At 62.9% G+C, this 25,664-nt stretch carries 27 protein-coding genes; 3 read left to right on the forward strand and 24 right to left on the reverse strand.

The features are described from left to right. Window positions 1-23 precede the first annotated feature (23 nt). The 11 genes from PspR32_RS18300 to PspR32_RS18350 form a co-directional block, all read right to left on the reverse strand. On the reverse strand, window positions 24-1,010 hold the full coding sequence (locus PspR32_RS18300) for a DNA polymerase III subunit delta' (RefSeq protein ID WP_010223231.1): 987 nt from the start codon (window positions 1,008-1,010) through the stop codon (window positions 24-26). After that, on the reverse strand, window positions 1,003-1,635 hold the full coding sequence (gene tmk / locus PspR32_RS18305) for a dTMP kinase (protein WP_036996483.1): 633 nt from the start codon (window positions 1,633-1,635) through the stop codon (window positions 1,003-1,005). The genes PspR32_RS18300 and tmk overlap by 8 nt, the downstream gene beginning before the upstream one ends. 19 nt (window positions 1,636-1,654) lie before the next feature. After that, complete coding sequence (gene mltG, locus PspR32_RS18310) at window positions 1,655-2,794, reverse strand: endolytic transglycosylase MltG (protein WP_100782046.1); 1,140 nt, start codon at window positions 2,792-2,794, stop codon at window positions 1,655-1,657. A 3-nt stretch (window positions 2,795-2,797) separates the two neighbouring features. Then, window positions 2,798-3,613 (reverse strand): aminodeoxychorismate lyase, encoded by an 816-nt coding sequence (pabC, locus tag PspR32_RS18315; protein ID WP_159388992.1) that lies wholly within the window; start codon window positions 3,611-3,613, stop codon window positions 2,798-2,800. Next, window positions 3,613-4,857 (reverse strand): beta-ketoacyl-ACP synthase II, encoded by a 1,245-nt coding sequence (gene fabF, locus PspR32_RS18320; RefSeq protein ID WP_036996485.1) that lies wholly within the window; start codon window positions 4,855-4,857, stop codon window positions 3,613-3,615. The genes pabC and fabF overlap by 1 nt, the downstream gene beginning before the upstream one ends. A gap of 104 nt (window positions 4,858-4,961) precedes the next feature. Then, complete coding sequence (gene acpP / locus PspR32_RS18325; RefSeq protein WP_010223225.1) at window positions 4,962-5,198, reverse strand: acyl carrier protein; 237 nt, start codon at window positions 5,196-5,198, stop codon at window positions 4,962-4,964. Between the two features lie 196 nt (window positions 5,199-5,394). Beyond that, window positions 5,395-6,135, reverse strand: coding sequence for a 3-oxoacyl-ACP reductase FabG (fabG, locus tag PspR32_RS18330; RefSeq protein WP_010223224.1), 741 nt, complete (start codon window positions 6,133-6,135; stop codon window positions 5,395-5,397). Between the two features lie 16 nt (window positions 6,136-6,151). After that, window positions 6,152-7,090, reverse strand: a complete 939-nt coding sequence (gene fabD, locus PspR32_RS18335; protein WP_159388993.1) for an ACP S-malonyltransferase — start codon at window positions 7,088-7,090, stop codon at window positions 6,152-6,154. 129 nt (window positions 7,091-7,219) lie between these two features. Beyond that, a complete protein-coding gene (gene plsX / locus PspR32_RS18340; protein ID WP_081492797.1) occupies window positions 7,220-8,230 on the reverse strand; it encodes a phosphate acyltransferase PlsX in 1,011 nt (336 codons plus the stop codon). A gap of 3 nt (window positions 8,231-8,233) precedes the next feature. Continuing rightward, a complete protein-coding gene (rpmF, locus tag PspR32_RS18345; RefSeq protein WP_010223221.1) occupies window positions 8,234-8,416 on the reverse strand; it encodes a 50S ribosomal protein L32 in 183 nt (60 codons plus the stop codon). A gap of 13 nt (window positions 8,417-8,429) precedes the next feature. Next, entirely contained in the window at window positions 8,430-8,957 is a 528-nt protein-coding gene (locus tag PspR32_RS18350; protein ID WP_010223220.1) for a YceD family protein, read from the reverse strand. 95 nt (window positions 8,958-9,052) lie between these two features. Between PspR32_RS18350 and PspR32_RS18355 the strand changes: the two genes are divergently transcribed. Then, window positions 9,053-9,631: a Maf family protein gene (locus PspR32_RS18355; protein ID WP_036996486.1), complete on the forward strand. Its 579-nt coding sequence runs from the start codon at window positions 9,053-9,055 to the stop codon at window positions 9,629-9,631. A 57-nt stretch (window positions 9,632-9,688) separates the two neighbouring features. Here PspR32_RS18355 and PspR32_RS18360 read toward each other — a convergent pair whose 3' ends face one another. Genes PspR32_RS18360 through rluC form a run of 3 tightly spaced genes read right to left on the reverse strand, consistent with a single transcriptional unit; the run spans window position 9,689 to window position 12,303 of the window. After that, the gene (locus PspR32_RS18360) at window positions 9,689-10,672 is read right to left on the reverse strand and encodes a S49 family peptidase (RefSeq protein ID WP_010223218.1); all 984 of its coding nucleotides are present in this window, start codon (window positions 10,670-10,672) and stop codon (window positions 9,689-9,691) included. Continuing rightward, window positions 10,665-11,357 (reverse strand): HAD family hydrolase, encoded by a 693-nt coding sequence (locus PspR32_RS18365; protein ID WP_100782050.1) that lies wholly within the window; start codon window positions 11,355-11,357, stop codon window positions 10,665-10,667. The genes PspR32_RS18360 and PspR32_RS18365 overlap by 8 nt, the downstream gene beginning before the upstream one ends. Continuing rightward, window positions 11,347-12,303 carry a 23S rRNA pseudouridine(955/2504/2580) synthase RluC gene (gene rluC, locus PspR32_RS18370; protein WP_010223216.1) on the reverse strand — a complete coding sequence of 319 codons (957 nt, stop codon included), beginning with the start codon at window positions 12,301-12,303 and terminating at the stop codon, window positions 11,347-11,349. The genes PspR32_RS18365 and rluC overlap by 11 nt, the downstream gene beginning before the upstream one ends. A 744-nt stretch (window positions 12,304-13,047) precedes the next feature. Here rluC and rne point away from each other — a divergent pair. Next, window positions 13,048-16,209 (forward strand): ribonuclease E, encoded by a 3,162-nt coding sequence (gene rne, locus PspR32_RS18375; protein ID WP_081492796.1) that lies wholly within the window; start codon window positions 13,048-13,050, stop codon window positions 16,207-16,209. A 171-nt stretch (window positions 16,210-16,380) separates the two neighbouring features. Here rne and murB read toward each other — a convergent pair whose 3' ends face one another. From murB to PspR32_RS18415, 8 genes are all read right to left on the reverse strand, one after another. Beyond that, window positions 16,381-17,400 carry a UDP-N-acetylmuramate dehydrogenase gene (gene murB, locus PspR32_RS18380; protein ID WP_010223214.1) on the reverse strand — a complete coding sequence of 340 codons (1,020 nt, stop codon included), beginning with the start codon at window positions 17,398-17,400 and terminating at the stop codon, window positions 16,381-16,383. Then, on the reverse strand, window positions 17,397-17,861 hold the full coding sequence (locus PspR32_RS18385) for a low molecular weight protein-tyrosine-phosphatase (RefSeq protein WP_010223213.1): 465 nt from the start codon (window positions 17,859-17,861) through the stop codon (window positions 17,397-17,399). The genes murB and PspR32_RS18385 overlap by 4 nt, the downstream gene beginning before the upstream one ends. Continuing rightward, window positions 17,861-18,625, reverse strand: a complete 765-nt coding sequence (kdsB, locus tag PspR32_RS18390; RefSeq protein ID WP_036996492.1) for a 3-deoxy-manno-octulosonate cytidylyltransferase — start codon at window positions 18,623-18,625, stop codon at window positions 17,861-17,863. Before kdsB ends, PspR32_RS18385 begins: the two co-directional genes overlap by 1 nt. Then, complete coding sequence (locus PspR32_RS18395; protein ID WP_003247142.1) at window positions 18,622-18,807, reverse strand: Trm112 family protein; 186 nt, start codon at window positions 18,805-18,807, stop codon at window positions 18,622-18,624. The genes kdsB and PspR32_RS18395 overlap by 4 nt, the downstream gene beginning before the upstream one ends. 37 nt (window positions 18,808-18,844) lie before the next feature. Then, window positions 18,845-19,855, reverse strand: a complete 1,011-nt coding sequence (gene lpxK / locus PspR32_RS18400) for a tetraacyldisaccharide 4'-kinase (protein ID WP_010223211.1) — start codon at window positions 19,853-19,855, stop codon at window positions 18,845-18,847. Beyond that, complete coding sequence (locus tag PspR32_RS18405; RefSeq protein ID WP_010223210.1) at window positions 19,855-20,286, reverse strand: ExbD/TolR family protein; 432 nt, start codon at window positions 20,284-20,286, stop codon at window positions 19,855-19,857. The genes lpxK and PspR32_RS18405 overlap by 1 nt, the downstream gene beginning before the upstream one ends. After that, a complete protein-coding gene (locus tag PspR32_RS18410) occupies window positions 20,283-20,918 on the reverse strand; it encodes a MotA/TolQ/ExbB proton channel family protein (RefSeq protein WP_010223209.1) in 636 nt (211 codons plus the stop codon). Before PspR32_RS18410 ends, PspR32_RS18405 begins: the two co-directional genes overlap by 4 nt. A gap of 70 nt (window positions 20,919-20,988) precedes the next feature. Further along, window positions 20,989-23,211: a DNA internalization-related competence protein ComEC/Rec2 gene (locus tag PspR32_RS18415; RefSeq protein ID WP_159388994.1), complete on the reverse strand. Its 2,223-nt coding sequence runs from the start codon at window positions 23,209-23,211 to the stop codon at window positions 20,989-20,991. 143 nt (window positions 23,212-23,354) lie between these two features. Here PspR32_RS18415 and PspR32_RS18420 point away from each other — a divergent pair, with 143 nt between their 5' ends. Beyond that, complete coding sequence (locus PspR32_RS18420) at window positions 23,355-23,897, forward strand: DUF2062 domain-containing protein (protein ID WP_010223207.1); 543 nt, start codon at window positions 23,355-23,357, stop codon at window positions 23,895-23,897. Here PspR32_RS18420 and PspR32_RS18425 read toward each other — a convergent pair. Next, window positions 23,865-24,644, reverse strand: coding sequence for an ABC transporter permease (locus tag PspR32_RS18425; protein ID WP_010223206.1), 780 nt, complete (start codon window positions 24,642-24,644; stop codon window positions 23,865-23,867). The genes PspR32_RS18420 and PspR32_RS18425 overlap by 33 nt on opposite strands. Next, window positions 24,641-25,573: an ABC transporter ATP-binding protein gene (locus PspR32_RS18430; protein WP_010223205.1), complete on the reverse strand. Its 933-nt coding sequence runs from the start codon at window positions 25,571-25,573 to the stop codon at window positions 24,641-24,643. The genes PspR32_RS18425 and PspR32_RS18430 overlap by 4 nt, the downstream gene beginning before the upstream one ends. Window positions 25,574-25,664 lie beyond the last annotated feature (91 nt).

The following is a 25,664-nucleotide window of genomic DNA, read 5'->3' on the forward strand; positions in this document are numbered from 1 at the left end:
AAGTAATGAAGGGACGGCGCAGCTCAACGCTGGCCCGGCAACATCGCCCAGGACGCCAGCAGCGCCTCGAGCAACAGCACCCGATTGAGGTTGGCCTTGCCCAGGACCTTCTGGCGCTGGGCCAGAATCCAGTCCTGGATCTCCAGGACCTTGCCCTGGCTGCTCTTCTGCGCCAGGTACTGAACCACCTTGCGCATATCGCTCAAGCCTAACCCCTCCTCGTCCTGGGTCAACTGATAACGCAGGACCAGGTTGGACCAGTCACAGAACCAGTCAAACAGTTGCAACAAAGGAATGGCATTCCAGGCTTCGGCCAGCTGGCTGGGCGATTGCTGCTGCTTGAGCAGCTTCTTCACCCCATCGACCACCAGCGCGCGCTGCTCGCGCACACCCTGGGCCTGCAGGCTGACCGCCGCCAACGGCGAACCGGCCGCCAGGCTGAGCAGTTCCAGGCGCTCCTGCTCGTCGCAGTCGGGCAAGGCCTGCTCGAGCCAGGCCAGGCTTTGCTGCCGACTCGGCAGCGGGCAGGCCTGCTGCTGGCAGCGGCTCTTGATGGTCGCCAGCAAGCGGCTGGGCTGATGGCTGACCAAGAGCAACACGGTATTGCCCGAGGGCTCTTCGAGGCTTTTGAGCAAGGCGTTGGCGGCGTTGACGTTCATCGCCTCGACCGGCTCGATCAACACCACCTTGCGCCCACCCAACTGCGCGGTCTGCACCACGAAGGACACCAGGTCGCGAACCTGATCGACCTTGATCGGCTTGTCGGCCTCTTCCGGCTCCAGCACGTAGTTGTCCGGATGGCTACCTGCTGCGAGCAACAGGCACGACTTGCATTGCCCGCAAGCCTGCAGCCCTTCTGGACGCTGGCACAGCAACAGGGCCATCAGGCGTTCGGCCAGGGCGCGCTTGCCGATGCCCTGCGGGCCGTGCAGCAGGTAGGCATGGGCATGCTGGGTACGCCCGGCCAGTTGCTGCCACAAGGCCTGCTGCCAAGGGAAGGCCTCAGCCACGGCAACGCTCCAGGATCTGCGGCAGCAAGGCGTCCAGAGACTGCTGTACCTGTGCCAGCGGCAGCGCGGCATCGATCAGCCGGTATTGCTGCGGCGCAGCCTGGGCGCGGGCCAGGTAGGCCTGACGTACCGCTTCGAAGAAGGCCTGGCCTTCCTGCTCGAAACGGTCCAGGCGGCCGCGGGCGGCTGCGCGGGACAGGCCGATTTCCACCGGCAGGTCGAACACCAGGGTCAGGTCCGGACGCAAATCGCCCTGGACGAAATTCTCCAGGGTGGCGATGCGCGCCAACGACAGGCCGCGGCCACCGCCCTGGTAGGCGTAAGTGGCATCAGTAAAACGGTCACACAGCACCACCGCGCCGCGGGCCAGGGCCGGGCGAATCACTTCGGCCAGGTGCTGGGCACGGGCGGCAAACACCAGCAACAACTCGGTGTCGGCGTCCATTTTTTCGTCGCTGGGCGCCAGCAGCAGCTCGCGGATCCGCTCGGCGAGCGGCGTGCCGCCCGGTTCGCGGGTCAGCACGACATCCAGGCCCTGGGCCCGCAGGTGTTCGGCGAGGTACTCGCGATTGGTGCTCTTGCCCGCGCCTTCGGGACCTTCCAGGGTGATAAACAAGCCGCTCACAGGCAGTCCTTACAGTTGTTCATTGCGAAGAGGCCGCTTCGCTGGCCGGCGCCGCTTGCTCGGGCGCCGGCGCAGGGCTGACGTCCGGGGTTTGCGGCGCCTGCGGCTGGGCCTCGGGTTCGGTAACAGGGGCCGGGCTCGAACGGTAGTCGGCGCGGCGCTTGATCTGGTATTCGCGCACCGCCGAATTGTGCGCATCCAGGTCATCGGAGAACACATGACTGCCATCGCCACGAGCGACGAAATACAAGCTGCTGCCCGGGGTCGGGTTCAATGCGGCATGAATGGCTTCACGGCCGACCATGGCAATCGGCGTCGGCGGCAAACCGGCGTTGGTGTAGGTGTTATACGGCGTCGGCTCGCGCAGGTCGGCACGGGTAATCTTGCCGTTGTAGCGCTCGCCCATGCCGTAGATCACTGTTGGGTCGGTCTGCAGCAGCATGCCGATGCGCATGCGCCGCACGAACACCCCGGCAATCTGCCCGCGTTCCTGAGGCACGCCGGTCTCTTTCTCGACCAGCGAGGCCATGATCAGCGCCTGGTACGGGTCGCGATACGGCACGTCGCTGGAGCGTTCCGCCCATTCCTTGGCCAGCACCTCTTCCAGGCGCGCATAGGCTTGCTGAAGGAACTCGACGTCGGTCATGCCCCGCACGAAGCGGTAGGTATCAGGAAAGAAGCGGCCTTCCGGGAACACGCCCGGGTGGCCGAGCTTGTCCATGACCTCGGCGTCGCTCAGGCCGTCGAGGGTCTTCTTGATCTTCTCGTGCTTGGCCAGCGCCGCGCGCACCTGGCGGAAATTCCAGCCTTCTACCAGGGTCAGGGTGTACTGCACCACATCACCGCGGCGCCAGACTTCGAACAGATCGCGCACGCTCATGCCCGGGGTCATGCGGTATTCGCCGGTGTGCAGCGGCACGCCAGCCATGTTGAAGCGCCAGTACAGGCGCAGCCAGAAGGCATCTTCCAGCACACCGTCGCTCTCCATGCGGTAGAACATACGATTGGGGGTGGTACCGGTGGGCACGTCGAGCAACCGCTCCTGAGACACGTGCAGGGGCTGCTCCAGCGCCGAATTCACCTTCCAGGCCGAATACCCCAACATCAGGCCGGCCAGGATCAACCCGGTCTCCAGCAGCACCAAGAATTTACGTCTCACAAATCAGGCATCCAGTAGCGTACGGGCAATGGCCTGCAGTTTACGGGTGAGCGGCCCCGGCGGCCAGTTCAGCGATGTAAAAGCCTGTACCGGCCAGATGCCGTAGACGCTGTTGCAGACGAAGACTTCGTCGGCCTGCTGCAGGTCCCGCAGGCTCAGGTCGGTTATTCGCAGGGGGATTCCAACTGCCCTGGCGTGATCGAGCAAGGCTGCGCGCATCACCCCGGCCACACCGCAGCGGCTCAGGTCGGCGGTCAGCAGCTGGCCGTCACGCACCAGGAACAGGTTGCTATACACCCCTTCGATAATGCGCCCGGAAACATCGCGCATCAAACCTTCAGCGTACGTGGCGTCCTGCCATTCGGCGCGAGCCAATACTTGCTCGAGGCGATTGAGGTGCTTCAAACCCGCCAGCAGCGGTTGCTCGGCCAGGCGCGTCTGGCAGTCGAACAAGCGAACACCCTGCTCGGCATGCTGCGTGGGATAACCGGGCAAGGGGCTGCCCTGGAGAATACGCCGTGGCGCCACGCCAGCGGCCGGCGCATAGCCGCGCTGACTGTCGCCACGGGTAACAATAAGCTTGAGCACGCCGTCACCCAGCAGGCTGGCATAACGGCATATCTCGTCGCGAATCAGGCCGTGATCAGCGCAAATCGCCAGCCGCTGGCAACCCAGCGCCAGGCGATCGAGGTGATACTCGAGCAGTGACGGCCGACCGGCCCGCACGGCAATGGTCTCGAACAGACCATCGCCGTAGGCCAGCCCCCGGCTCTGCACCGTCAGTGCATCTGCCGGCTGGCCGTCGACCCAGCTGTGCATCAGCCGGCGAACCGGCGGAACACCAGCGAGCCGTTGGTACCGCCAAACCCGAAGGAGTTGGACAGCACCACCTCGATCGGCATGTTGCGTGCCTGGTGCGGCACGAAATCGAGGTCGCAGCCTTCGCTCGGCTCATCCAGGTTGATGGTCGGCGGCGCCACCTGGCTGTTGATCGACAGCACGCTGAAGATCGCCTCGACTGCACCGGCAGCGCCGAGCAGGTGACCGGTCATCGACTTGGTCGAGCTGACCGCCAGCGTGTAGGCGTGCTCGCCGAACACCGACTTGATCGCCGACGCTTCAGCCAGGTCGCCGGCTGGCGTCGAGGTACCGTGGGCGTTGATGTAATCAACGTCGCTGGCATTCAGGCCGGCATCGCGCAGGGCGTTGGCCATGCAGCGCGCAGCCCCGCTGCCGTCTTCTGGCGGCGAGGTCATGTGGTAGGCGTCACCGCTCATGCCGAAACCAACCAGCTCGGCATAGATGGTTGCGCCGCGCGCCTTGGCGTGCTCGAGCTCTTCGAGCACCAGCGCACCGGCACCGTCGGCGAGCACGAAACCGTCACGCCCCTTGTCCCACGGACGGCTGGCACGGGTCGGGTCGTCATTGCGGGTCGACAGCGCCCGCGACGCACCGAAACCGCCCATGCCCAGACCACAGGCGGCCATCTCCGCACCGCCGGCAATCATCACGTCGGCTTCACCGAAGGCGATGTTGCGCGCGGCCATGCCGATACAATGGGTACCCGTGGTGCACGCAGTGGAAATAGCGTAGTTAGGCCCCTGTACCCCCAAGTGGATCGACAGGAAACCGGAAATCATGTTGATGATCGAACCCGGTACGAAGAATGGCGAAATACGCCGCGGGCCCTGGTCATGCAAGGTCCGGCTGGTTTCTTCGATATTGGTCAGGCCACCGATACCCGAGCCCATGGCCACGCCAATGCGCTCGCGGTTGGCATCGGTTACTTCCAGGCCGGCATTACGCACCGCCTGAAAACCGGCAGCCAGGCCGTACTGAATGAACAGATCGAGCTTGCGGGCTTCCTTGACCGACAGGTACTGCTCGACTTCAAAGCCCTTTACCGAGCCGCCAAAACGGGTGGAGTAGGCAGACAGGTCAGTATGCTCGATCAGACCTATGCCACTGCGGCCAGCCAGAATGCCCTGCCAACTGCTCGGCACATCCGTACCCAGTGGCGACAGCATACCCATACCGGTGACCACGACGCGTCTACGCGACACAGCACTCTCCTTATTCAATTGACTACATCTCTTGTAAAGAAAAAACCGCACGCCGGCAAAGGCAGTGCGGTTTTTCCATGACAAGAAGCGACGACTACAACGTCTTAAGCCTGGTGGCTGTTGACGTAGTCGATAGCAGCTTGAACAGTAGTGATCTTCTCGGCTTCTTCGTCAGGGATTTCGGTCTCGAATTCCTCTTCCAGAGCCATCACCAGCTCAACAGTGTCAAGGGAATCGGCACCCAGATCTTCGACGAAGGAAGATTCGTTCTTCACTTCTTCTTCTTTAACGCCCAGTTGCTCGGCGACGATTTTCTTGACGCGTTCTTCGATGGTGCTCATACCTTGTTTTCACTCCTAATGGACATATGTCAGGCAGCTGGCCGGTGTGTAAGTGTATAGAAAGACGTCTGCTTTTCAAGCGCAACACGCCTTGCAAGACCACACCTGCCAACCGACTAGAATCTGGTTGCAGCTTTATAACGGATTTTAGACAGCTCGTATGACATTTTTTTGAAGCAATCCGTCACATCCGATTTTACATGTACATGCCACCGTTGACCGGGATGGTCGCGCCGGTCACATAGCCTGCACCTTCAGAGGCCAGGAAAGCTACCACATTGGCAATTTCCTGAGCCTGGCCCAGACGCCCCAGGGGGATCTGGATCTGCAGCGCTTCACGCTGAGCTTCAGGCAGCTCGCGGGTCATGTCGGTGTCGATGAAGCCCGGGGTCACCGAGTTGACGGTGATCGCACGGGAGCCGACTTCACGCGCCAGGGCGCGGCTGAAACCTTCCAGACCGGCCTTGGCGGCAGCGTAGTTGACCTGGCCGACGTTACCCATGGCACCGACCACCGAGCCGATGCTGATGATACGACCCCAGCGTGCCTTGGTCATGCCGCGCAGCACGCCCTTGGACAGACGGTAGAGGCTGTTCAGGTTGGTGTCGATGACGTCGAACCACTCGTCGTCCTTCATGCGCAGCATGAGGTTGTCACGGGTGATACCGGCGTTGTTGACCAGGATGGTCGGCGCACCGAACTGCTCCTGGATCTTGGCCAGGGTAGCGGTGACCGACTCGTCGCTGGTCACGTTCAGCTCAAGGCCGGTACCGGTGATGCCGTGCTCCTTGAGGGTCGCGGCGATACGCTCGGCGCCCGAAGCGGAGGTGGCGGTACCGATCACGGTAGCGCCCAGACGGCCCAGTTCCAGGGCGATAGCCTGGCCGATACCACGGCTGGCGCCGGTAACTAGGGCAACTTTACCTTGCAGGCTCATGCAAGCTTCTCCTAAATCAGGCCTGCGCCGCGAGCGTCGCGGCGAAAGCATCCGGGGTATTGAGGTTAGAGGTGTTGACGCCGTCGGCGCAGCGCTTGTTCAGGCCGGCCAGAACCTTGCCCGGGCCGCACTCGACCAGGTTTACCGCGTCTTTGGCAGCCAGGGTCTGCACGCACTCGACCCAGCGGACCGGCTTGTACAGCTGCTCCAGCAGGTCGCGCTTGAGGGTATCGAGATCAGCTGCAACGGCAGCGCTGACGTTCTGCACCACCGGGATCTGCGGGGCCTGCCAGTCGATGGCATTGACCGATTCGGCAAAGCGCTCGGCAGCCGGGCGCATCAGCTCGCAGTGCGACGGCACGCTGACCGGCAGTGGCAGTGCGCGCTTGGCGCCAGCGGCTTTACAGGCTTCCATGGCACGCTCAACGGCGGCCTTGGCACCGGCGATGACTACCTGACCTGGCGAGTTGAAGTTCACCGCACTGACCACTTCGCCCTGGGCAGCTTCTGCGCAGATACCCACGACGACAGCATCGTCCAGGCCGAGAATCGCCGCCATGGCGCCCTGCCCGGCCGGCACGGCCTCCTGCATGAGTTCGCCGCGACGCTTGACCAGCCTCACAGCGTCACCCAGGCTCAGGCTGCCAGCGGCGACCAGGGCGCTGTATTCGCCCAGGCTGTGACCGGAAACGAACGCCGGACGCGCACCGCCCTCTGCCAGCCACAGGCGCCACAAGGCGATCGAGGCAGTGAGAATGGCCGGTTGGGTTTTGTCGGTTTGGTTGAGTTGCTCTTCCGGACCGGCCTGGGTCAACGCCCAGAGGTCATAGCCCAGAGCCTCGGAGGCCTCACGGAAGGTATCAATGACCAGCGGATACTGGGCACCCAACTCGGCAAGCATGCCGAGGGACTGCGAACCTTGACCGGGAAAGACGAATGCGAGGGATGCAGACATTGAACAAGCCCCTAGTGATCTTGTCGTCGGAAATAAAGCGCCCAGCACCAGGCTGAGCACAAGAAACTGAAGAGTTGGATGGTAACGAGGACCAAGCGGTCACATTTAACCACTTCCTGAGGCATATACCTAAAGCAACAGGTCTTCCAGACGGCCGTGCAAGCGTTGCGGCAGGTTCTCCTGGATCTCGATCAGCGCGCGCTGGATGGCGCTCTGAAAGCCCTGTACACCGGCAGAGCCATGACTTTTGATGACGATGCCCTGCAGGCCAAGGAAGCTTGCGCCATTATGTCGCGCCGGCGCCAGGTCAGCCTGCAGGCGGCGCAGCAGCGGCATGGCCACAGCACCGGCCAGGCGCGCACCGAACCCGCCCTTGAACAGGGCCTCGATGCGCGAACCGATCATGGTCGCCAGGCCTTCGCTGGACTTGAGCAGGATATTGCCGACAAAGCCGTCGCACACCACCACATCCGCTTCGCCACGGTACAACCCGTCACCTTCGACAAAGCCGATGTAGTTCAGCCCACGGGCGTTCTGCAGCAAGTTCGCGGCAAGCTTGACCTGCTGGTTGCCCTTGATGTCTTCGGTACCGACGTTGAGCAAGGCCACACGCGGCCGGGAAATCCCCAGGGCCTGGGCGGCCACCGAGCCCATCACGGCGAACTGGTAGAGGTTTTCCGCGCTGCAGTCGACATTGGCGCCCAGGTCGAGCAACTGGCAATAACCGGTCTGGGTGGGAATGGCGGCAACCATGGCCGGGCGGTCGATGCCGGGCAGGGTTTTCAATACATAGCGCGACAGCGCCATCAGCGCACCGGTGTTGCCGGCACTCACGCAGGCTTGAACCTTGCCATCACGCAATAGTTCCAGGGCCACGCGCATGGACGAATCGGGCTTGCCGCGCAACGCCTGGGACGGCCGCTCATCCATGCCGATCACCTCGCTGGCGGCCACGATCTGCAGGCGCGCGCGATCCGCTGCCGACTGGCCAGCGACTAGATCTTCAAGGAGGGAGGGTTGACCGACGAGGGTCAGGTGCAGCGAGGGGGTAGCCGACAGGCAAGCAATACTCGCCTGAACAATGCTGCGGGGACCGAAGTCCCCGCCCATTGCGTCAATCGCGATGATCTGAGCGGACAAGGATTACTCGTCAGCGCCCTTGTCGATCACTTTACGACCACGGTATACGCCTTCTGGCGATACGTGGTGACGCAGGTGCACTTCACCAGTGGTTTTCTCTACGGACAGAGCGTTTTCCGAGAGGGCGTCGTGCGAACGGCGCATGTCACGGGCAGAGCGGGATTTTTTGTTCTGCTGAACAGCCATAATTGATTAACTCCTAAACGTTTGGGTCACGCTTTAACTGCGCCAATACACTGAACGGGTTGGACCGTGTTACCTCGTCCTTGCTCGGTTCGGGCTCATCGGCGCCCGCCGGCTGCTGGCATTCTTCCGGATGATGAGCAGGCACGATAGGCAAGGCGAGCAGAAGCTCTTCCTCGACCAAGGCCTGCAGATCCAAAGGATCTTCGCCCAGTTCCAGCACGTCATAACCTTTCGGCAACGACTGGGTATTCGCACCCTCCTTCACCACGGCGTAAGTACATTCGCTGTGGATCGGCAGGGTGACCAGCTCAAGACAACGCTGGCAAACCATCTTGACCTCGACGCTCAGGTCGGTGTGGATAACCACAGCCTTCTGCTCGTCGCGCTCAAAATCGAATTTAGCCTGCACCGTACCGACAGTGTCGGAAAGCGGGTCGCAGAGTCTCTCCAAATCGGCGAGCTGCAGTGTTCCTTCGAGGGAAACACCACGATCGGCCAATTTGCGCGGGTCAACGTGAGGTGGAATCGGGTCATTCAACATAGGCGCAGCATTCTAGGGATGACCCCCGCCCCTGTCAAAGGAAATTCGGCTCCGTTCAGCATGTTAGAATCGTTTCACCTGCCCAGGAGTCTATCATGCTGCCTTTATTACTGGCTTCCAGCTCACCTTACCGGCGCGAACTGCTCGAGCGCCTGCGCCTGCCTTTCAGCTGCGCCGCCCCGGATATCGACGAACAGCGTCTGCCCGAGGAACCCGCCCTTGACCTGGTCAAGCGCCTGGCCCGGGAAAAAGCCCTGGCCCTGGCCGACAGCCATCCCGGGCACCTGATCATCGGCTCCGACCAGGTGGCAGTGCTGGGCGAGCAGATCCTCGGCAAACCACACACCTTCGAGCGCGCCTGCGAGCAGCTGCTGGCCGCCAGCGGCAATCATGTGAGCTTTCTCACCGGCCTGGCGCTGCTCAACAGCACTACCGGCCACTGCCAGGTCGACTGCGTGCCCTTCACGGTAAACATGCGCGAGCTGGACCTGAAGCGCATCGAACGCTACCTGCGCGCCGAACAGCCCTACGACTGCGCCGGCAGCTTCAAGGCCGAAGGCCTGGGCGTGAGCCTGTTCCAGAGCACCCACGGGGTGGATGCCACCAGCCTGATCGGCCTGCCGCTGATTCGCCTGGTGGATATGCTGCTGGCTGAAGGCGTGAGCTTGCCCTGATACCGCGAGCACAAAAAAGCCGGCCTCCAAGGGCCGGCTTTTCATCAGGCAATACAATCAGCGCAGCGATGGCCCCTGAAAGCCCATCCACATGGCCAGGCGCTCGGCAACACTGGCACCCAGGCGCTTGGAGAAGCGATCGAACGGCGACTCTTCGACAGTGAAGTCGACCAGCTCCTTCTCCCCTACCACTTCACGCGCCACGTAACCGGCACTGCCCAGACCATCCACCAGCCCCAGGGCCAGCGCCTGCTCACCCGACCAGATCAGGCCACTGAACAGCTCAGGATGCTCCTTGTCCTTGAGGCGCTCGCCACGACCCTGTTTGACACTGGCGATGAACTGCTTGTGCGTGGTTTCCAGCACGCCCTGCCAGAACGCTGTCTCTTCAGGCTTTTGCGGCTGGAACGGATCAAGGAAGGCCTTGTGCTCGCCAGCGGTGTAGGTACGACGCTCGACACCGAGCTTCTCCATGGTGCCGACAAAGCCGTAGCCGGCCGCCGTCACACCGATGGAGCCAACCAGGCTGGCCTTGTCGGCATAGATCTGATCAGCGGCACTGGCAATGTAGTAGGCACCGGAAGCGCCCAGGTCACTGATTACCGCATACAGCTTGATGGCTGGGTACTCTGCGCGCAGGCGGCGAATTTCGTCGTAGATGTACCCTGACTGCACCGGGCTGCCACCCGGACTATTGATGCGCAGGACCACCGCCTTGGTTTTCGGATCCTTGAACGCCTCGCGCAAGCCACCGACGACGTTGTCAGCGCTGGCGGGCTCCTGATCGGCAATCAAGCCGCGCACTTCGACCAGCGCGGTGTGGCTGACGCTGCGCGAGGCCGCTTTGTCCATGTCCATCAAAGGCGTGAACAAGGCAAGGATGCCGAACAGGTACACAAAGCCCATCAGCTTGAAGAAAATCCCCCAGCGCCGCGCCCGACGCTGCTCCTGAACACCAGCCAGGAGGGTTTTCTCCAGCAGCTTCCAGCTCTTGCGCTCTTCGTTGTCTTCGGCGCTGGGCGCCTTCCACTCGTCAGTCATGCTCACCTACCCTGGAATCTGCTGCCACAGGCGATTGGCTAAGCCAGGCCTGCAACTGAGAAAAATGATCAATACACAGCTGCGGCCCAAAGGCACTCAAGGCCTCCAGCGACATGGCGCCGTAACCAACCGCTACCGAATGCATGCCAGCATTGCTGGCCATCAACAGGTCGAATGATGAATCTCCAACCATCAACGCTCGCTGCGGTTCGACCTGGCAATGAGCAAGGATCTCCTCGAGCATCTGCGGGTGCGGTTTGCCGCGACTCTCGTCGGCCGCCCGGGTGATGTCGAAGTAGCCCTCCCAGCCATTGGCGCGCAGCACACGATCGAGACCGCGACGCGCCTTGCCGGTGGCCACCGCCAGGCGATAGCCCTCGGCACGGAACGCCTCCAGCGACTCCACCACACCTTCGAACAGCGGCGAAGGCTGGTCATCCAGGACCATGTACACGTCAGCATAGTGCTGGCGGAACTGCGCCACCTGCCCCGCATCGAGCTGCGGATACAACACACTGATGGCTTCTGGCAACGCCAGGCCAATTATACCCTTGACCGCCTCGTCATCGCAGGCGGCATAGCCCGCGCGACCGGCGGCCAGGTGCATGGCCTCGACGATGCGACCGATGGAGTCGGCCAGGGTGCCGTCCCAGTCGAAGATCAGCAGATCGTAATCACGCTGCACTCAGGCGCTCCACGGTCTTGGCCCACATTTCATCCACCGGCGCCTCAAGCTTGAGCTCGCCGCCATCGGGCAACGGCACGGTCAGGGCGTAGGCATGCAGGAACAGGCGCTTGCCACCAAGGTCGCGAATCTCGCGGGTGAAATCTTCATCGCCATACTTGCTGTCGCCGGCAATGCAATGCCCGGCATGCAGGGCATGCACGCGAATCTGATGGGTACGCCCGGTGATCGGCCGCGCCTCGACGATCGTGGCGAACTCGCCGAAACGGCGCAGCACACGGAAGATCGTCAGCGCCTCCTTGCCCTCGTCATTGACCTCGACCATGCGCTCGCCGGAGCGCAGGTTGCTCTTGAGCAAGGGCGCATTGACCTGCTTCTTGGCGGTGGCCCAGTGACCGCGAACCAGCGCCATGTAGCGCTTGTCGACGCCATCACCACGCAGGGCGGCGTGCAGGTGACGCAACATGCTGCGCTTCTTGGCAATCATCAACAGGCCAGAGGTATCGCGATCGAGGCGGTGGACCAGCTCCAGCTCCTTGGCGTCGGGACGCATCTGACGAAAGGCTTCGATCACACCGAAATTCAGGCCACTACCACCGTGCACGGCAATACCGGCCGGTTTGTTGAGCACAATCAGAGCCTTGTCTTCGTAGACAATCGCCGCTTCAAGGCGCTGAAGCAAACCCTGAGCCACCGGCACCGGTTCGTCACGTTCGGGCAGACGAACGGGCGGCACGCGCACGATGTCACCGGCCTGCAACTTGTACTCGGGCTTGATCCGGCCCTTGTTCACACGCACTTCGCCTTTGCGCAAAATGCGGTAAATCAAGGTCTTGGGAACACCCTTGAGTGCAGTGATGAGGAAATTATCGATTCGTTGGCCGGCAAGTTCCGGCGCGACCTCGATCAGCTGGACGCCGGAGGTCGGAGGGGCATTAGTCGTCATTTGCCAATCATAACAATTTTTTATGGATTTGAAGCACTTAATGATTGCTGCTATAGTCGCGAACGCCGCCAAAAGCGGCTGGCCAGCGGACTCACGGCTTACAGCCGGCCCTGACCGACGCAATTCTCGAGGACGCGAGGCCGTCCGACGGGGCTTTCGCCAGTTTACAGAAATGCCTGGAATCGCCACCAGCGCCGTGCAGAGAAGACCGATAAAAAACTACAAGAGCGGTATTTCACCCTCCCCCACGTTTTTTTCGCTGCCACTCTGTCAGTGCCGTCAATTTCACGCAGTCATGGCGACGGCTTCGGAAATACCAGCCTTGGACATAAAAGGCGCGGGCTCCCGTATGGAGCTGGCGAAAATGCAACCCGTTGCGGATTCAGCGCGCGGCAGCACCCGAATTATCAGGGATACGTGTAGGGTGGAGATGCACAACCGTCGGACCGTGTAGTACTGCGTCCAGTCCACCGGCCTATTGGCCAGGCGACCGGACCCGGTCTTGATCAAGATGCCCCACGGGCGTCCACGGCCGAAGGCTGATTCCTCCTCCTGACTGAGTGCATTTGACACCACAGCAAGCAGGACGCGTCGTCGCGACTTCGGCAGTACTGGGTGACCAGTCGGACTCGAAAGTTGCTGGACACGGGGGTGGCCCGCCACCCCTTGCGCACCTGACACAGACCGTGAGAAGTCGTGTGTGCCGAACGCCGTTTCCGGCAGCCCGGAAACCGACGGTATTACATGAAAAGAATGCTGATTAACGCGACTCAACCCGAAGAGTTGCGTGTAGCTCTGGTGGACGGCCAACGTCTCTACGACCTGGACATCGAGTCCGGCGCGCGTGAGCAGAAGAAGGCCAACATCTACAAAGGCCGGATCACCCGGATCGAACCCAGCCTGGAAGCCGCTTTCGTCGACTTCGGCTCCGAGCGTCACGGCTTTCTGCCGCTGAAGGAAATCTCCCGCGAATACTTCAAGAAGTCGCCCGAAGGCCGGGTGAACATCAAGGAAGTGCTCAGCGAAGGCCAGGAAGTCATCGTCCAGGTCGAGAAAGAAGAGCGCGGCAACAAGGGCGCGGCCCTGACCACCTTCATCAGCCTGGCCGGTCGCTACCTGGTACTGATGCCGAACAACCCGCGTGCCGGTGGCATCTCCCGCCGCATCGAAGGCGAAGAGCGCAACGAACTGCGCGAAGCCCTCAACGGCCTGGTCGCCCCTGCCGACATGGGCCTGATCGTGCGCACTGCCGGCCTTGGCCGCAGCAGCGAAGAAATGCAATGGGACCTCGACTACCTGCTGCAGCTGTGGACCGCGATCAAGGAAGCGTCCCAGGACCGCGCCGCGCCATTCCTGATCTACCAGGAAAGCAACGTCATCATCCGCGCGATCCGCGACTACCTGCGCCAGGACATCGGCGAAGTACTGATCGACAGCATCGACGCCCAGGAAGAAGCCCTGACCTTCATTCGCCAGGTGATGCCGCAGTACGCCAGCAAGATCAAGCTGTACGAAGACAGCGTGCCGCTGTTCAACCGCTTCCAGATCGAAAGCCAGATCGAGACCGCCTTCCAGCGCGTCGTCGACCTGCCGTCCGGCGGCTCGATCGTCATCGACCCGACTGAAGCCCTGGTCTCCATCGACATCAACTCGGCGCGCGCCACCAAAGGCAGCGACATCGAGGAAACCGCCCTGCAGACCAACCTGGAAGCGGCTGAGGAAATCGCCCGCCAGCTGCGCCTGCGCGACATCGGCGGCCTGATCGTGATCGACTTCATCGACATGACCCCAGCCAAGAACCAGCGCGCCGTGGAAGAAAAAGTCCGCGAATGCCTGGAAGCCGACCGTGCCCGCGTACAGGTTGGCCGCATCTCGCGCTTCGGCCTGCTGGAAATGTCCCGTCAGCGCCTGCGCCCTTCGCTCGGCGAAAGCAGCGGCATCGTCTGCCCACGCTGCAGCGGTACCGGCATCATCCGTGACGTCGAATCGCTGTCGCTGGCAATCCTGCGCCTGATCGAAGAAGAAGCCCTGAAAGACCGCACCGCCGAAGTCCGCGCCCAAGTGCCGATTCCGGTTGCCGCCTTCCTGCTCAACGAAAAACGCAATTCGATCACCAAGATCGAGCTACGCACCCGGGCCCGTATCGTCATCCTGCCGAACGATCACCTGGAAACCCCGCATTTCGAAGTCCAGCGCCTGCGCGACGACAGCCCGGAAGCCCTGAGCGGCCAGTCCAGCTACGAAATCGCTGCCGCCGAGACCGAAGAAGTCCAACCGGCTGCCGCCACCCGCACCCTGGTACGCCAGGAAGCCGCGGTCAAGACTGCCCCGGCCCGCGCCAACGCCCCGGTGCCGACCGAAGCTGCCGCGCCAGTGGCTGCCCCGGTGCACGCACCTGAACCAAGCCTGTTCAAAGGCCTGGTGAAGTCGCTGGTCAGTCTGTTCGCCGGCAAGGACGAACCTGCCGCCGCCGCCCCTGCAGTTGCCGAGAAACCTGCCAGCGAACGCCCGCAGCGCAACGAAGAGCGTCGCAACGGTCGTCAGCAGAGCCGCAACCGCAACGGCCGCCGCGACGAAGAGCGCAAGCCGCGTGAAGAGCGTGCCGAGCGCGCCCCGCGTGAGGAGCGTCAGCCACGCGAAGCTCGCGAAGAAGCCCCTGCCCGTGAAGAGCGCGCACCACGCCAGCCGCGTGAAGAGCGCCAACCACGCGCACCACGTGAAGAACGCCGCTCCCGCGAGGAGCGTCCGGTCCGCGAACTGCGCGAGCCACTGGACGCCGTCGCCCCGGCCGTACGCGAAGAGCGCCCTGAGCGTGCCCCGCGTGAAGAGCGTCAGCCTCGTGAAGAACGTGCACCACGCGAAGAACGCGCCCCACGTGAAGAGCGCGCCCCGCGCGAAGAACGTGCTCCGCGTGAAGAGCGCGCACCACGTGAAGAGCGTCAACCGCGTCCGCCGCGTGAAGAGCGTCAGCCTCGCCCAGCCGAACAGGCTGCAGAAGCGGCTGATGAACAACTGCCGAACGAAGAGCTGCTGCAAGATGACAACCAGGAAGGCACCGAAGGCGAACGCCCTCGCCGCCGCTCCCGTGGCCAGCGTCGTCGCAGCAACCGTCGCGAGCGTCAACGCGATGCCAACGGCAACCTGGTAGAAGGCTCGGAAGAAGGCAGCGAAGAGCAGCCTCAAGCCACCGAGCTGGGCGCTGAACTGGCCGCCGGCCTGGCCGTGACCGCCGCTGTTGCCACCAGCAACATCAGCGCCGCTGCCGAAGCCGAAGCCAACCAGCAGGCCGAACGCGCCACTGCTGCTGTCGAAGAGCAGGCCGTTGTTGAAGTCGCTGCCAGCGAAACCGTCGCTGTCGAAGCTGCCCAGCCAGTGGTTGAAGTCACTGAAGTCGCCGAAGTGGTTGAAACCGTCCAGGCTGCTGAAGTCGCTGCCGCACCGGTTGTCGAACAACCGTTCACTGCCCCGGTCGAAGCGCCGCAGGCCATCGAAGCCAGCATCGCTCCAGTGGTCGAAGCATCCGTGCCTGCACCAGTTGAAGCGGTCGAGCCGGTTGCTGCAGTCGAGCCAGAGCCTGCAGTGCAGGCACCGGTTGTGGCTGAACCGGTAGTCGTTGCCGAAGCAGTCGAAGCGCCTGCGCCCGTTGTCGAGCCAGCACCGGTCGAAGCGCCGGCACCTGCTGTTGAAGCACCGGCCAGCGCCCTGACCAGCAGTGGTCGCGCCCCGAACGATCCACGTGAAGTACGCCGTCGCAAGCGTGAAGCCGAAGCTGCCGCAGCCGCCGCTGCAGCGGCCGCCGCCGAAGCCAGCGCTGCCGTGGTCGCTGAAGAGGCGCCTGCTGCACCGGCTGAAGAAGTGGTCGAGGAGAAACTGGAAACCACAGAAGAGCACAAACCGCTCGTCTGATTATCCAGGCTGAAAAAAAGCCCCGCCAGGTAACTGGCGGGGCTTTTTTATTGCCTGTAGGAAAGCGGATCACCTGTGGCAGCCGGCTTTGCCGGCAATAGGGCCAGCACAGCCTACGACCCCTTCGGGCTCGATCGCTGGCAACGCCAGCTTCCACAAGGACAGCACAAATCAGTACAGATTCGGCTCCATTTCCAGCTCGACCCCGAAACGCTCAAGGATGTCGGCCTGGATTTTCTGCGCCAGTTGATGCAACTGCACACCGCTAGCCTGGCCATAGTTGACCAACACCAGCGACTGCAAGCGGTGCACCCCGGCATCGCCTTCGCGATGCCCCTTCCAGCCAGCCTGCTCGATCAACCAGCCCGCAGCCAGTTTGAACTGACCATCAGCCTGTGGATAAGCCACCAGCCCCGGGTACTGCAAGCGGATCTTTTCGGCCAGCACCGCAGCCACCACCGGGTTCTTGAAGAAGCTCCCGGCATTGCCCAGTTCGAGCGGGTCGGGCAGCTTCTCGCGGCGAATGCTGCAGATCGCATCGCTGACATTCTGCGCAGTCGGCTGACTGACGCCCTGCTCGCTCAGGCGCTGCCGCACCGGACCGTACTCCAGGTGCGCGTGCATAACCCGACTCAAGGCAAAGCGCACCCGCAGAATCAACCAGCGGCCCGGATGACGCTTGAACAGGCTGTCACGGTAGGCAAAGGCGCATTCTTCCAGGCTGAAATCGCGCAACTCGCCAGTCTCGCGATCCAGCGCGGTGAGCCCGGCGAACACATCCTTGATCTCGACGCCATAGGCACCAATGTTCTGCATCGGCGCGGCGCCGACCGTGCCCGGGATCAGGCTGAGGTTTTCCAGCCCGGCCAGGCCCTGGGCCAGGCTCCACTGCACGAACGGATGCCAGGGCTCACCGGCTTCGGCCTCGACCACTACCCGCTCACCGTCGTCAGACAGGATGCGCAGGCCACGACTGGCCATGCGCATAACCAACGCCTGGATATCGCCAGTCAGCAGCAGGTTGCTGCCACCGCCGACCACCAGCACCGGTACGCCCTGCTCACTCGCCCGGGCCAAGGCCTGGCGCACCTCATCGTCGCTATGGACTTCAGTGAAATAGCGGGCCTTCACGTCAATGCCGAAGGTGTTGTACGGCTTGAGCGATACGTGTTGCTGCCACTGCCCGCTCATAGACGGCCCTTGAGTTCGATGACCAATCGGCGACAGGCGACTTCGATCAGGTCCAGGACCTGCTCGAAATCCTCTTCGGCGCCGTAGTAAGGATCCGGCACCTCATCCAGCGCACCGTCATAGCGACGCAGGAACAAGTCCAGCTCGGCTTTTGACCCGGCAGGCTGCATTGCCCGCAGATGGCCAAGATTGCTCTTGTCCATGGCCAGGATCAGGTCGCATTCATTGAAGTGCGCGGCCTTGACCTGTTGCGCACGCTGCTGCGACAAGTCATAGCCACGTATGCGGGCGGTACGACAGGTACGGGTATCGGGTTGCTTGCCGACATGCCAGTCACCGGTACCGGCCGAAGCCACCTCGATCAATTCGCCCAGGCCCTCAGCCTGTAACTGGTGACGCAACACGCCTTCGGCGGTGGGTGAACGGCAGATATTGCCCAGGCACACGAACAGTACCCGCATCAGGCCTCCAGCAAGCGCCGCACGCGCTCCAGGTCTTCAGGGGTGTCGACGCCCACGGGCGGCGCATCGATGGCATCGGCGACGTGAATACGCACGCCATGCCAGAGCGCGCGCAACTGCTCCAGCGCTTCGGTCCTCTCCAGCCAGCACGGGCCCCAGGCGACGAAATCCTGCAGGAAGCCAGCGCGGTAGGCGTACATGCCGATGTGACGGCGGTACGGCACGTCTTGCGGCATTTGCTCACGACTGTGGGCAAAGGCATCACGCGCCCACGGCAACGGGGCACGGCTGAAGGTCAGGGCCAGACCGTTGCAATCGCTGACCACCTTGACCGCATTGGGGTTGAACAGCGCTTCGATGTCGCTGATCGGTTCGGCCAGGGTGGCGATGCCCGCTTCAGGATGGGCCGCCAGGTTGGCCGCCACCTGATCAATGATCACCGGCGGGATCAGCGGCTCGTCGCCCTGAACATTGACCACGATGGCATCGGCGGCCAGGCCCAGCTTGGCAGCCACTTCGGCCAGGCGGTCGGTACCGGAGTCATGGTCTTCGCGGGTCATCAGCACTTCGGCGCCGAAGGCCTCACAGGCTTTGAAAATACCCGCGTCATCGGTAGCGATCACCACGCGGCTGGCGCTGCTTTTGCACGCCTGTTCCCAGACATGCTGGATCATCGGCTTGCCGGCAATCGTCAGCAACGGCTTGCCCGGCAAGCGGGTCGACCGGAGCCGCGCCGGAATCACAACGGTAAAGGCCAGGCTCATTTGTCCAGACGCTCGTCATCAGTCAGAGTGCGCGCTTCGCTTTCAAGCATTACCGGGATGCCATCGCGGATCGGGTAGGCAAGACCGGCGCCCTTGCTGATCAGCTCGGTCTTGTCGGCGCTGAGCTTGAGTGGGCCTTTGGTGATCGGGCAGGCAAGAATATCGAGCAGTTTGGTGTCCATGGAAATTCCTCGGGCCAATGGCCGGAAAAGAAACGAATCAGGAGGGCTGCGATCCGGGCAGCAAGCGAGCGAGCTGGGCATCGATCCAGGCCTGGAAGCCCGGCGAAGGCACAGCATCGACCGCAAGGTACCACCAGTCGTCAGCAGCAAAGGCGCGGCATTTGACCGCGTCCTTCTCGGTCATGACCACAGGCAACGCAGGCGTGAAGCTCAGGGCCTGGCCGCTGTACTCGGCATGATCGGCAAAAGGGTGTGGCACAGGCTGCCAGTTTAGCCCCTGCAGGGTGTTGAAGAAACGTTGCGGGTTGCCAATGCCGGCCACCGCATGCAGGGCCTGGCCAGGAGGGAAATAGTCGAGACGGTGACGCTCGCCGCTGCGCAGGTTGACCAGCGCGGTAGGCTGCAGGGCAAAGGCAAAACCGTCTTCCCGGTCGGCCGTGGCGCCATTGTAAAGCACCGCGTCTACTTCCTGCAGGCGCTCCACCGGCTCGCGCAAGGGGCCGGCTGGCAGGCAGCGGCGATTACCCAGGCCGCGGGCGGCATCGATCAGCACCAGCTCCAGATCGCGCGCCAGGCGGTAGTGCTGCATGCCGTCGTCACAAAGGATCAGGTCCAGCGTCTCGCTGGCCAGCAACGCCTGTACGGCGCGCGAGCGGTCCGGGTCGATCATCAGCGGCACGCCGCTGCGCTGGACGATCAGCAAAGGCTCATCGCCCGCCTCGGCCGCGCCCTGCTCGGCACGCACGCGCCAAGGCAACTGCGGTGGCTTGGCACCATAACCGCGGCTGACCACGCCGACGCGCAGGCCGCGCTGACGGCAATGCTCGATCAACCAGAGAATCATCGGGGTCTTGCCGGTTCCGCCGACGGTGATGTTGCCCACCACAATCACCGGTACCGGCGCGCGGTAACGCTGGCTTTCACCACTGAGAAAGCGCGCGCGCTTGCCCAGCACCACGCGGCGATACAGGGCTTCAAGCGGACGCAGCAGGGCCAGGGCAGGATGCCCGGCGTACCAGGCATCGAGCAGGCGATCGGCAATTGCCATCAGGGCGTCCCCTGAGCCGCCTCGACCGTGGTCATGCGCAACTGGCTGAAACCGAGCTTGCCGGCCGCATCCATGGCAGTCACCACCGCCTGATGCGGGGTCTTGCCGTCGGCGCTGATCGACAACGGCAGTTTGGTGTCACCTGCGGATTCCTGCTGCAGGGCTTCGGTCAGGGTCGCCAGGTCGCTCTTGGGCAACAGATGGTTGTTCACCGAGTAGACGCCATCGGCGCTGATGGTGATGTCCAGCTGCTTGAGCTCGGAATCCGGTGCCGGCGCGCCGCTGACCGATTCCGGCAGCTCGACGCGCAACTGGGTTTCGCGGGTGAAGGTGGTGGTGACCACGAAGAACAGCAGCAGGATGAACACCACATCGATCAGCGAGGCCAGGTTGATGTCCACGGTCTCCCGTGGCTTGCGCCGGAATTTCACGCCTTGCCCTCGGCCAGGTCGACATCACGGTCGCCCTGCACCACTTCGACCAGCTTGATCGCCTCCTGCTCCATGCCGACCACCAGCTCATCGATACGGCGCTGCAGGAAACGGTGGAAGAACACCGCAGGGATACCAACCATCAGGCCGGCCGCCGTGGTGATCAGCGCCTTGGAGATACCACCGGCCAACACCGCCGCGTTGGTGGTCATGCCGGTGCCCATGAAGGCGCTGAAGATATCGATCATGCCCAGCACGGTGCCGAGCAGGCCGAGCAGCGGCGCCATGGCGGCGATGGTGCCCAGGGCATTGATGTAGCGCTCCAGCTCATGAATGACCCTGCCGGCGGCCTCTTCGATGCATTCCTTCATGATCTCGCGGCCATGGCGCGAGTTGGCCAGGCCCGCAGCGAGGATCTCGCCCAGTGGCGAATCGGCACGCAGGGCCTTGAGTTTGTCACTGGTGAGCTGCTTGTCCTTGATCCACATCCACACCTGGCCCAGCAGATGCGGTGGCGTGACCCGGCTGGCGCGCAGGGTCCAGAGACGCTCGGCGACGATCGCCATGGCAGCGATGGAGCTCAGAATGATCGGCAGCATCATCCAGCCACCGGACTTGACCAATTCCCACACAGTAAGCATCCCCTCGAAAAAGTCCGCCACTTTACCATAGGACCCCAGGGGGCTCATCTGCCGAAGGTCGTCATCTCGGCTCACGCCAGAAACGCCGCTGGGCGCGCAGCCCTTCAGGCTCGCCGAACGCCCCCAGGCGCAGGCGCAGCGCACCGTGTTCGACATTGTCGTAAGCCTGGATACCGTGCGTCCGATAGCGCGCCATGACCTCGGGGTGAGGATGACCGAAGGCGTTGTAGCGCCCCCGGGAGATCAGCACGCCACGCGGGGCGGTTGCGCTCAACAGCGCCTCACTGGAGGAACTGCGGCTGCCGTGATGGGGCGACTGCAGCCAATCGACCTGGCCCGCCTGCCAATCCCGCACCCAGGCCCGCTCGCCACGGGCATCGAGATCACCGGTGAGCAGCAGCTTCTCGCCTTGCGCCTCGACCAGCAACACACAGGAATCCTGGTTGCTATCACCGGCGTCATGCCATTGCCAGAGGGAAAAATTGACCCCGTCCCACTGCCAACCCTCGCCGCTACCGCAAGATTGCGCTTGTAGCACAGCAGGCAAGGCCGACGCTTCGCCACTGAGCACCCGTAGTACCGGCAAACCGCGCTGAACGGCGCGAGCGCCGCCGGCGTGGTCGGCATCGGCGTGGCTGAGCAGCATCAGGTCGAGCTGGCGCACGCCCAGCTTGTGCAAGCTGGGTAGCACCACCCGCTCGCCCAAATCGAAATCGCCCATGGCCGGGCCCGCGTCATAGAGCATGGCGTGGTGACGGGTGCGCAAGATGAACGCCAGCCCCTGGCCGACATCCAGTTGCCAGACCTCCACCTGGCCCTCGGGTACGCGCTCCCGTGGCGCAAATGCCGCCAGCAGCAACAAAGGCCAGCCGAGGGCGCGCATCGGCAAGCCGCGCGGCAACAGCAGCAGGAACGCCCCCAGGCACACCAGCAACCAGCTCCAGAAAGGCAGTGCCGCAGGCAGCCAGGCCGGGCGCCAGACAGCGGCTTCTGCCAACATCCGGAACAAACCGTCGAGCAAGCCACCGGCCAGCCACAACAGCCCCTCCCCCAGATACGGCACCGGCAGCAACAGGGTGCCGAGCAACGCCGCCGGCAACACCGCAAGGCTGATCCACGGCACCGCCAGCAGGTTGATCAGCGGTGCCGTCAAGCTCACCGGCAAACCTTGCGCGAGCAACACCGGCAACAAGCCGATGGCGATCAACCACTGGGCGCGACCCCAGGCCAGCCACGGGTTCCAGGCGCCAAGGCGGCCGCTGAAGGTAAAGATCAGAATCGCCACGGCCACGAACGATAACCAGAAGCCCGGCTGCAAACTGGCCAGCGGCTCCCACAGCAACACCGCGTTCATCGCCAGCAACAGCGGCAAGCCAACGCCCAGATGGCGAAAACGCAGGCGCCAGAGCAGCACCATGGCCAGCATCACACAGGCACGCTGCACCGGCACCTGAAAACCGGCCAGCACGCCGTAGACCAGTGCGGCGGCAAGTGCCAGCGCACAGGCACAAGGCAACCAGGGCAACCTTGGCGGCCACCAGCCAAGGCGCGCCAGCCCGGCAATCAAGGCATACACCAACCCGGCCAGCAGCCCCACATGCTGGCCAGAGATCACCAGCAAGTGCACCGTACCGGTTGCCTGCAACGCCTGCCAGTCTTCGCGCGCCAACCCGCCGCCATCACCCAGTACCAGCGCGGCCAGCGCCGCCTCCCGGCCTTGGGCATCCACAGCCAACAAGCGCTGGCGCAGGTGATCGCGCCAGGCCGCTGTCGCCGGTGCCAGGCGCTCGCCGGCCTTGACGCTGCCGGTGGCACCGATACGCCGGGCCAACAGGCTCGCTTCCTGATCGGGACCATGAGGATTGAGCAAACCGGAGGGGCGTTTGAGGCTGACGGCCAATCGCCAACGCTCACCGCTGTTGACCGCTGGCCCGCCAAACCAGCTGAGCTGTATTCGCCGGGGCAATTGCGCACGGCGAGAGTGGGCAGCGCTCAGCTCGAAGCGCACCGAGCGCGCGCCCTGCTCCGGCAAGCCTGTGACCCGGCCTTCAATCCACAAGGTACGGCCATCGAGTTCTGCCGCCAGACGCTGGTCCAGCGCCGATTGCGCCGAGACACAGGCCCAGCTCAACCCCAGCAGAAACAACCCGATTGGCCAGAGCCGCGAAGGCAAGCAGGAAAGTCCGACAACTGTCAGCAGGACAAGTCCCCAGACAGACGGCAAAGCCGGTAGAAACCCGAGGCTGATCAGCCCGAGCGCAAGCGCCAACATCCCTGTGCGCATAAGGTTGAAGCTCCAGAAGTGAACCACCTCCTGAGGCTTAGATCAGTGACGGCAAGCGCTCGCTAAATAATTGTCACAAAGTCTGAATAAGGCACTTTTAGAATCCGTGCATACTGGCACCCTTCAGATTGCCGAGACCCCACATGCCGCGTCGTCTCTTCAAACGCTACATGCCCGATCCGACCAGCATCAGGGAACACAAATCCTTACGCTTTCTCGGCCGGCTGTTGCACGACCCCAACCTCTGGCACCTCAACCGGCATTCGGTTGCGCGGGCCATGGCCGTCGGTCTGTTCGCCGCCTTTATCCCGGTTCCGATGCAGATGCTACTGGCCGCCAGCCTGGCGATCATGGTGCGCGGCAACCTGCCGATCGCGGTCAGCCTGGTGTGGCTGACCAACCCGATCACCATGCCGCCGGTGTTCTTCTGCACCTACCAGATGGGCGCCTGGCTGATGCAGATTCCGCCACGCAGCCTGCCCGAAGAACTGACCTTCGAATGGATCACCGACCAGCTGTCGACCTTGTGGCAGCCGTTCCTGCTCGGTTCAGTGGTGTGTGGCGTGTTGCTCGGCGCCCTCGCCTACTGCCTGACTATGCTCTACTGGCGCTGGTGGGTAGGCCGGCAGTGGCGCCGGCGCAAGGTCAAGCAATCAGGTACGCATTCCTCGCCCGCTGACCAATAGGCGCGTACAACCGACATACAGCACCGCAGTGGCGACCAGCATGAAGCTGATGGCCACGCCGATACGGATATCCGACACGCCGAGAATGCCATAGCGGAACGAGTTGACCATGTGCAGCACCGGGTTGGCCATCGACACGGTCTGCCAGAACGGCGGCAGCAGGGTAATCGAGTAGAACACCCCGCCCAGGTAGGTCAGCGGCGTCAGCACGAAGGTCGGGATGATCGAGATATCATCGAAGTTGCGTGCGAACACCGCATTGATGAAGCCCAGCAACGAGAAGATCGTCGCCGTCAGCAGCACCACGACAATGGTCACGCCCAGGTGGTGCACCTGCAGGTCGGTGAAGAACAACGACAGCAACGTGACGATCACCCCCACCGCCAGGCCGCGCAATACACCGCCCAGGGTGTAGCCGACGAGGATGGTGTGCGGCGACACCGGCGACACCATCAGCTCCTCGATCGAGCGCTGGAATTTACTGCCGAAAAAGCTCGACACCACGTTGCCGTAGGAGTTGGTGATCACCGACATCATGATCAGCCCCGGGACGATGTACTCCATGTAGGTGAAACCGCCCATGTCGCCAATTTGCCGGCCAATCAGGTTACCGAAGATCACGAAATACAGAACCATGGTGATTGCCGGAGGCAGCAAGGTCTGCGGCCAGATCCGGGTGAAGCGGCGTACTTCGCGGTAGACGATGGTATTGAGGGCGACCAGGTTGGCGCTCAGTTCCGAACTCATACCGCCACCTTTGCCAGGTTTTTCTCAACCAGGGACACGAACAGCTCCTCGAGACGATTGGTCTTGTTGCGCAGGCTCTGCACCTCGATGTTCTGCAGCGCCAGCTGGCCGAACAGCGCGGTGATGCCCACTTCCTTGTCCACTTGCACTTCCAGGGTGTGCGGGGTGATCAGACGGCACGGATAACCGACCAGGTGTGGCGCCTGGGGCAAGTCCTGCTTGAGGTCGAGCAGGAAGGTCTCGACATGCAGTTTGCTCAGCAAGGCACGCATGCTGGTGTTCTCGACGATGGTGCCGTGGTCGATGATGCCGATGTGGCGGCACAACTGTTCAGCCTCTTCCAGGTAATGGGTGGTGAGGATGATGGTGATGCCTTTCTGGTTGAGCTCGGTAAGGAAGCTCCACATCGAACGGCGCAGCTCGATGTCGACGCCCGCGGTGGGCTCGTCGAGGATCAACAGGCGCGGCTCGTGAATCAGGGCGCGGGCGATCATCAACCGGCGTTTCATGCCGCCGGACAGCGCACGCGACGGTGCATTGCGCTTGTCCCACAGGCCGAGCTGGGTCAGGTACTGCTCGGCACGCTCCTTGGCCACCTTGGCCGGAATGCCGTAGTAACCGGCCTGGGTCACGACGATGTCAAAGGTCTTTTCGAACTGGTTGAAGTTGAATTCCTGCGGCACCACGCCAATGCAACGCTTGAGCGCGGCGGGTTGACGATCAAGGTCGTGACCGAAAATATTCACGCTGCCGCTGGTCTTGTTGACCAGGGTCGAAAGGATGCCGATGGTGGTGGATTTACCGGCGCCATTGGGGCCGAGCAAGGCGAAGAAGTCACCTTCGGCGACATCCAGGTCAATACCCTTGAGGGCCTGGAAACCGTTGCCGTAGGTTTTGGTTAGCTGCCTTATGGACAGAGCAGAACTCATAGCGGGTCGCGTACCAGTGTGGAAGGTTCTAGACGCGGCCGGGCAAGGCCGGCCGCAGTGAATATGACCATGGTGCTTGTGCAGACCGGAC

This window comes from Pseudomonas sp. R32, from assembly GCF_009866705.1.
GTDB classification, from domain to species: domain Bacteria; phylum Pseudomonadota; class Gammaproteobacteria; order Pseudomonadales; family Pseudomonadaceae; genus Aquipseudomonas; species Aquipseudomonas donghuensis.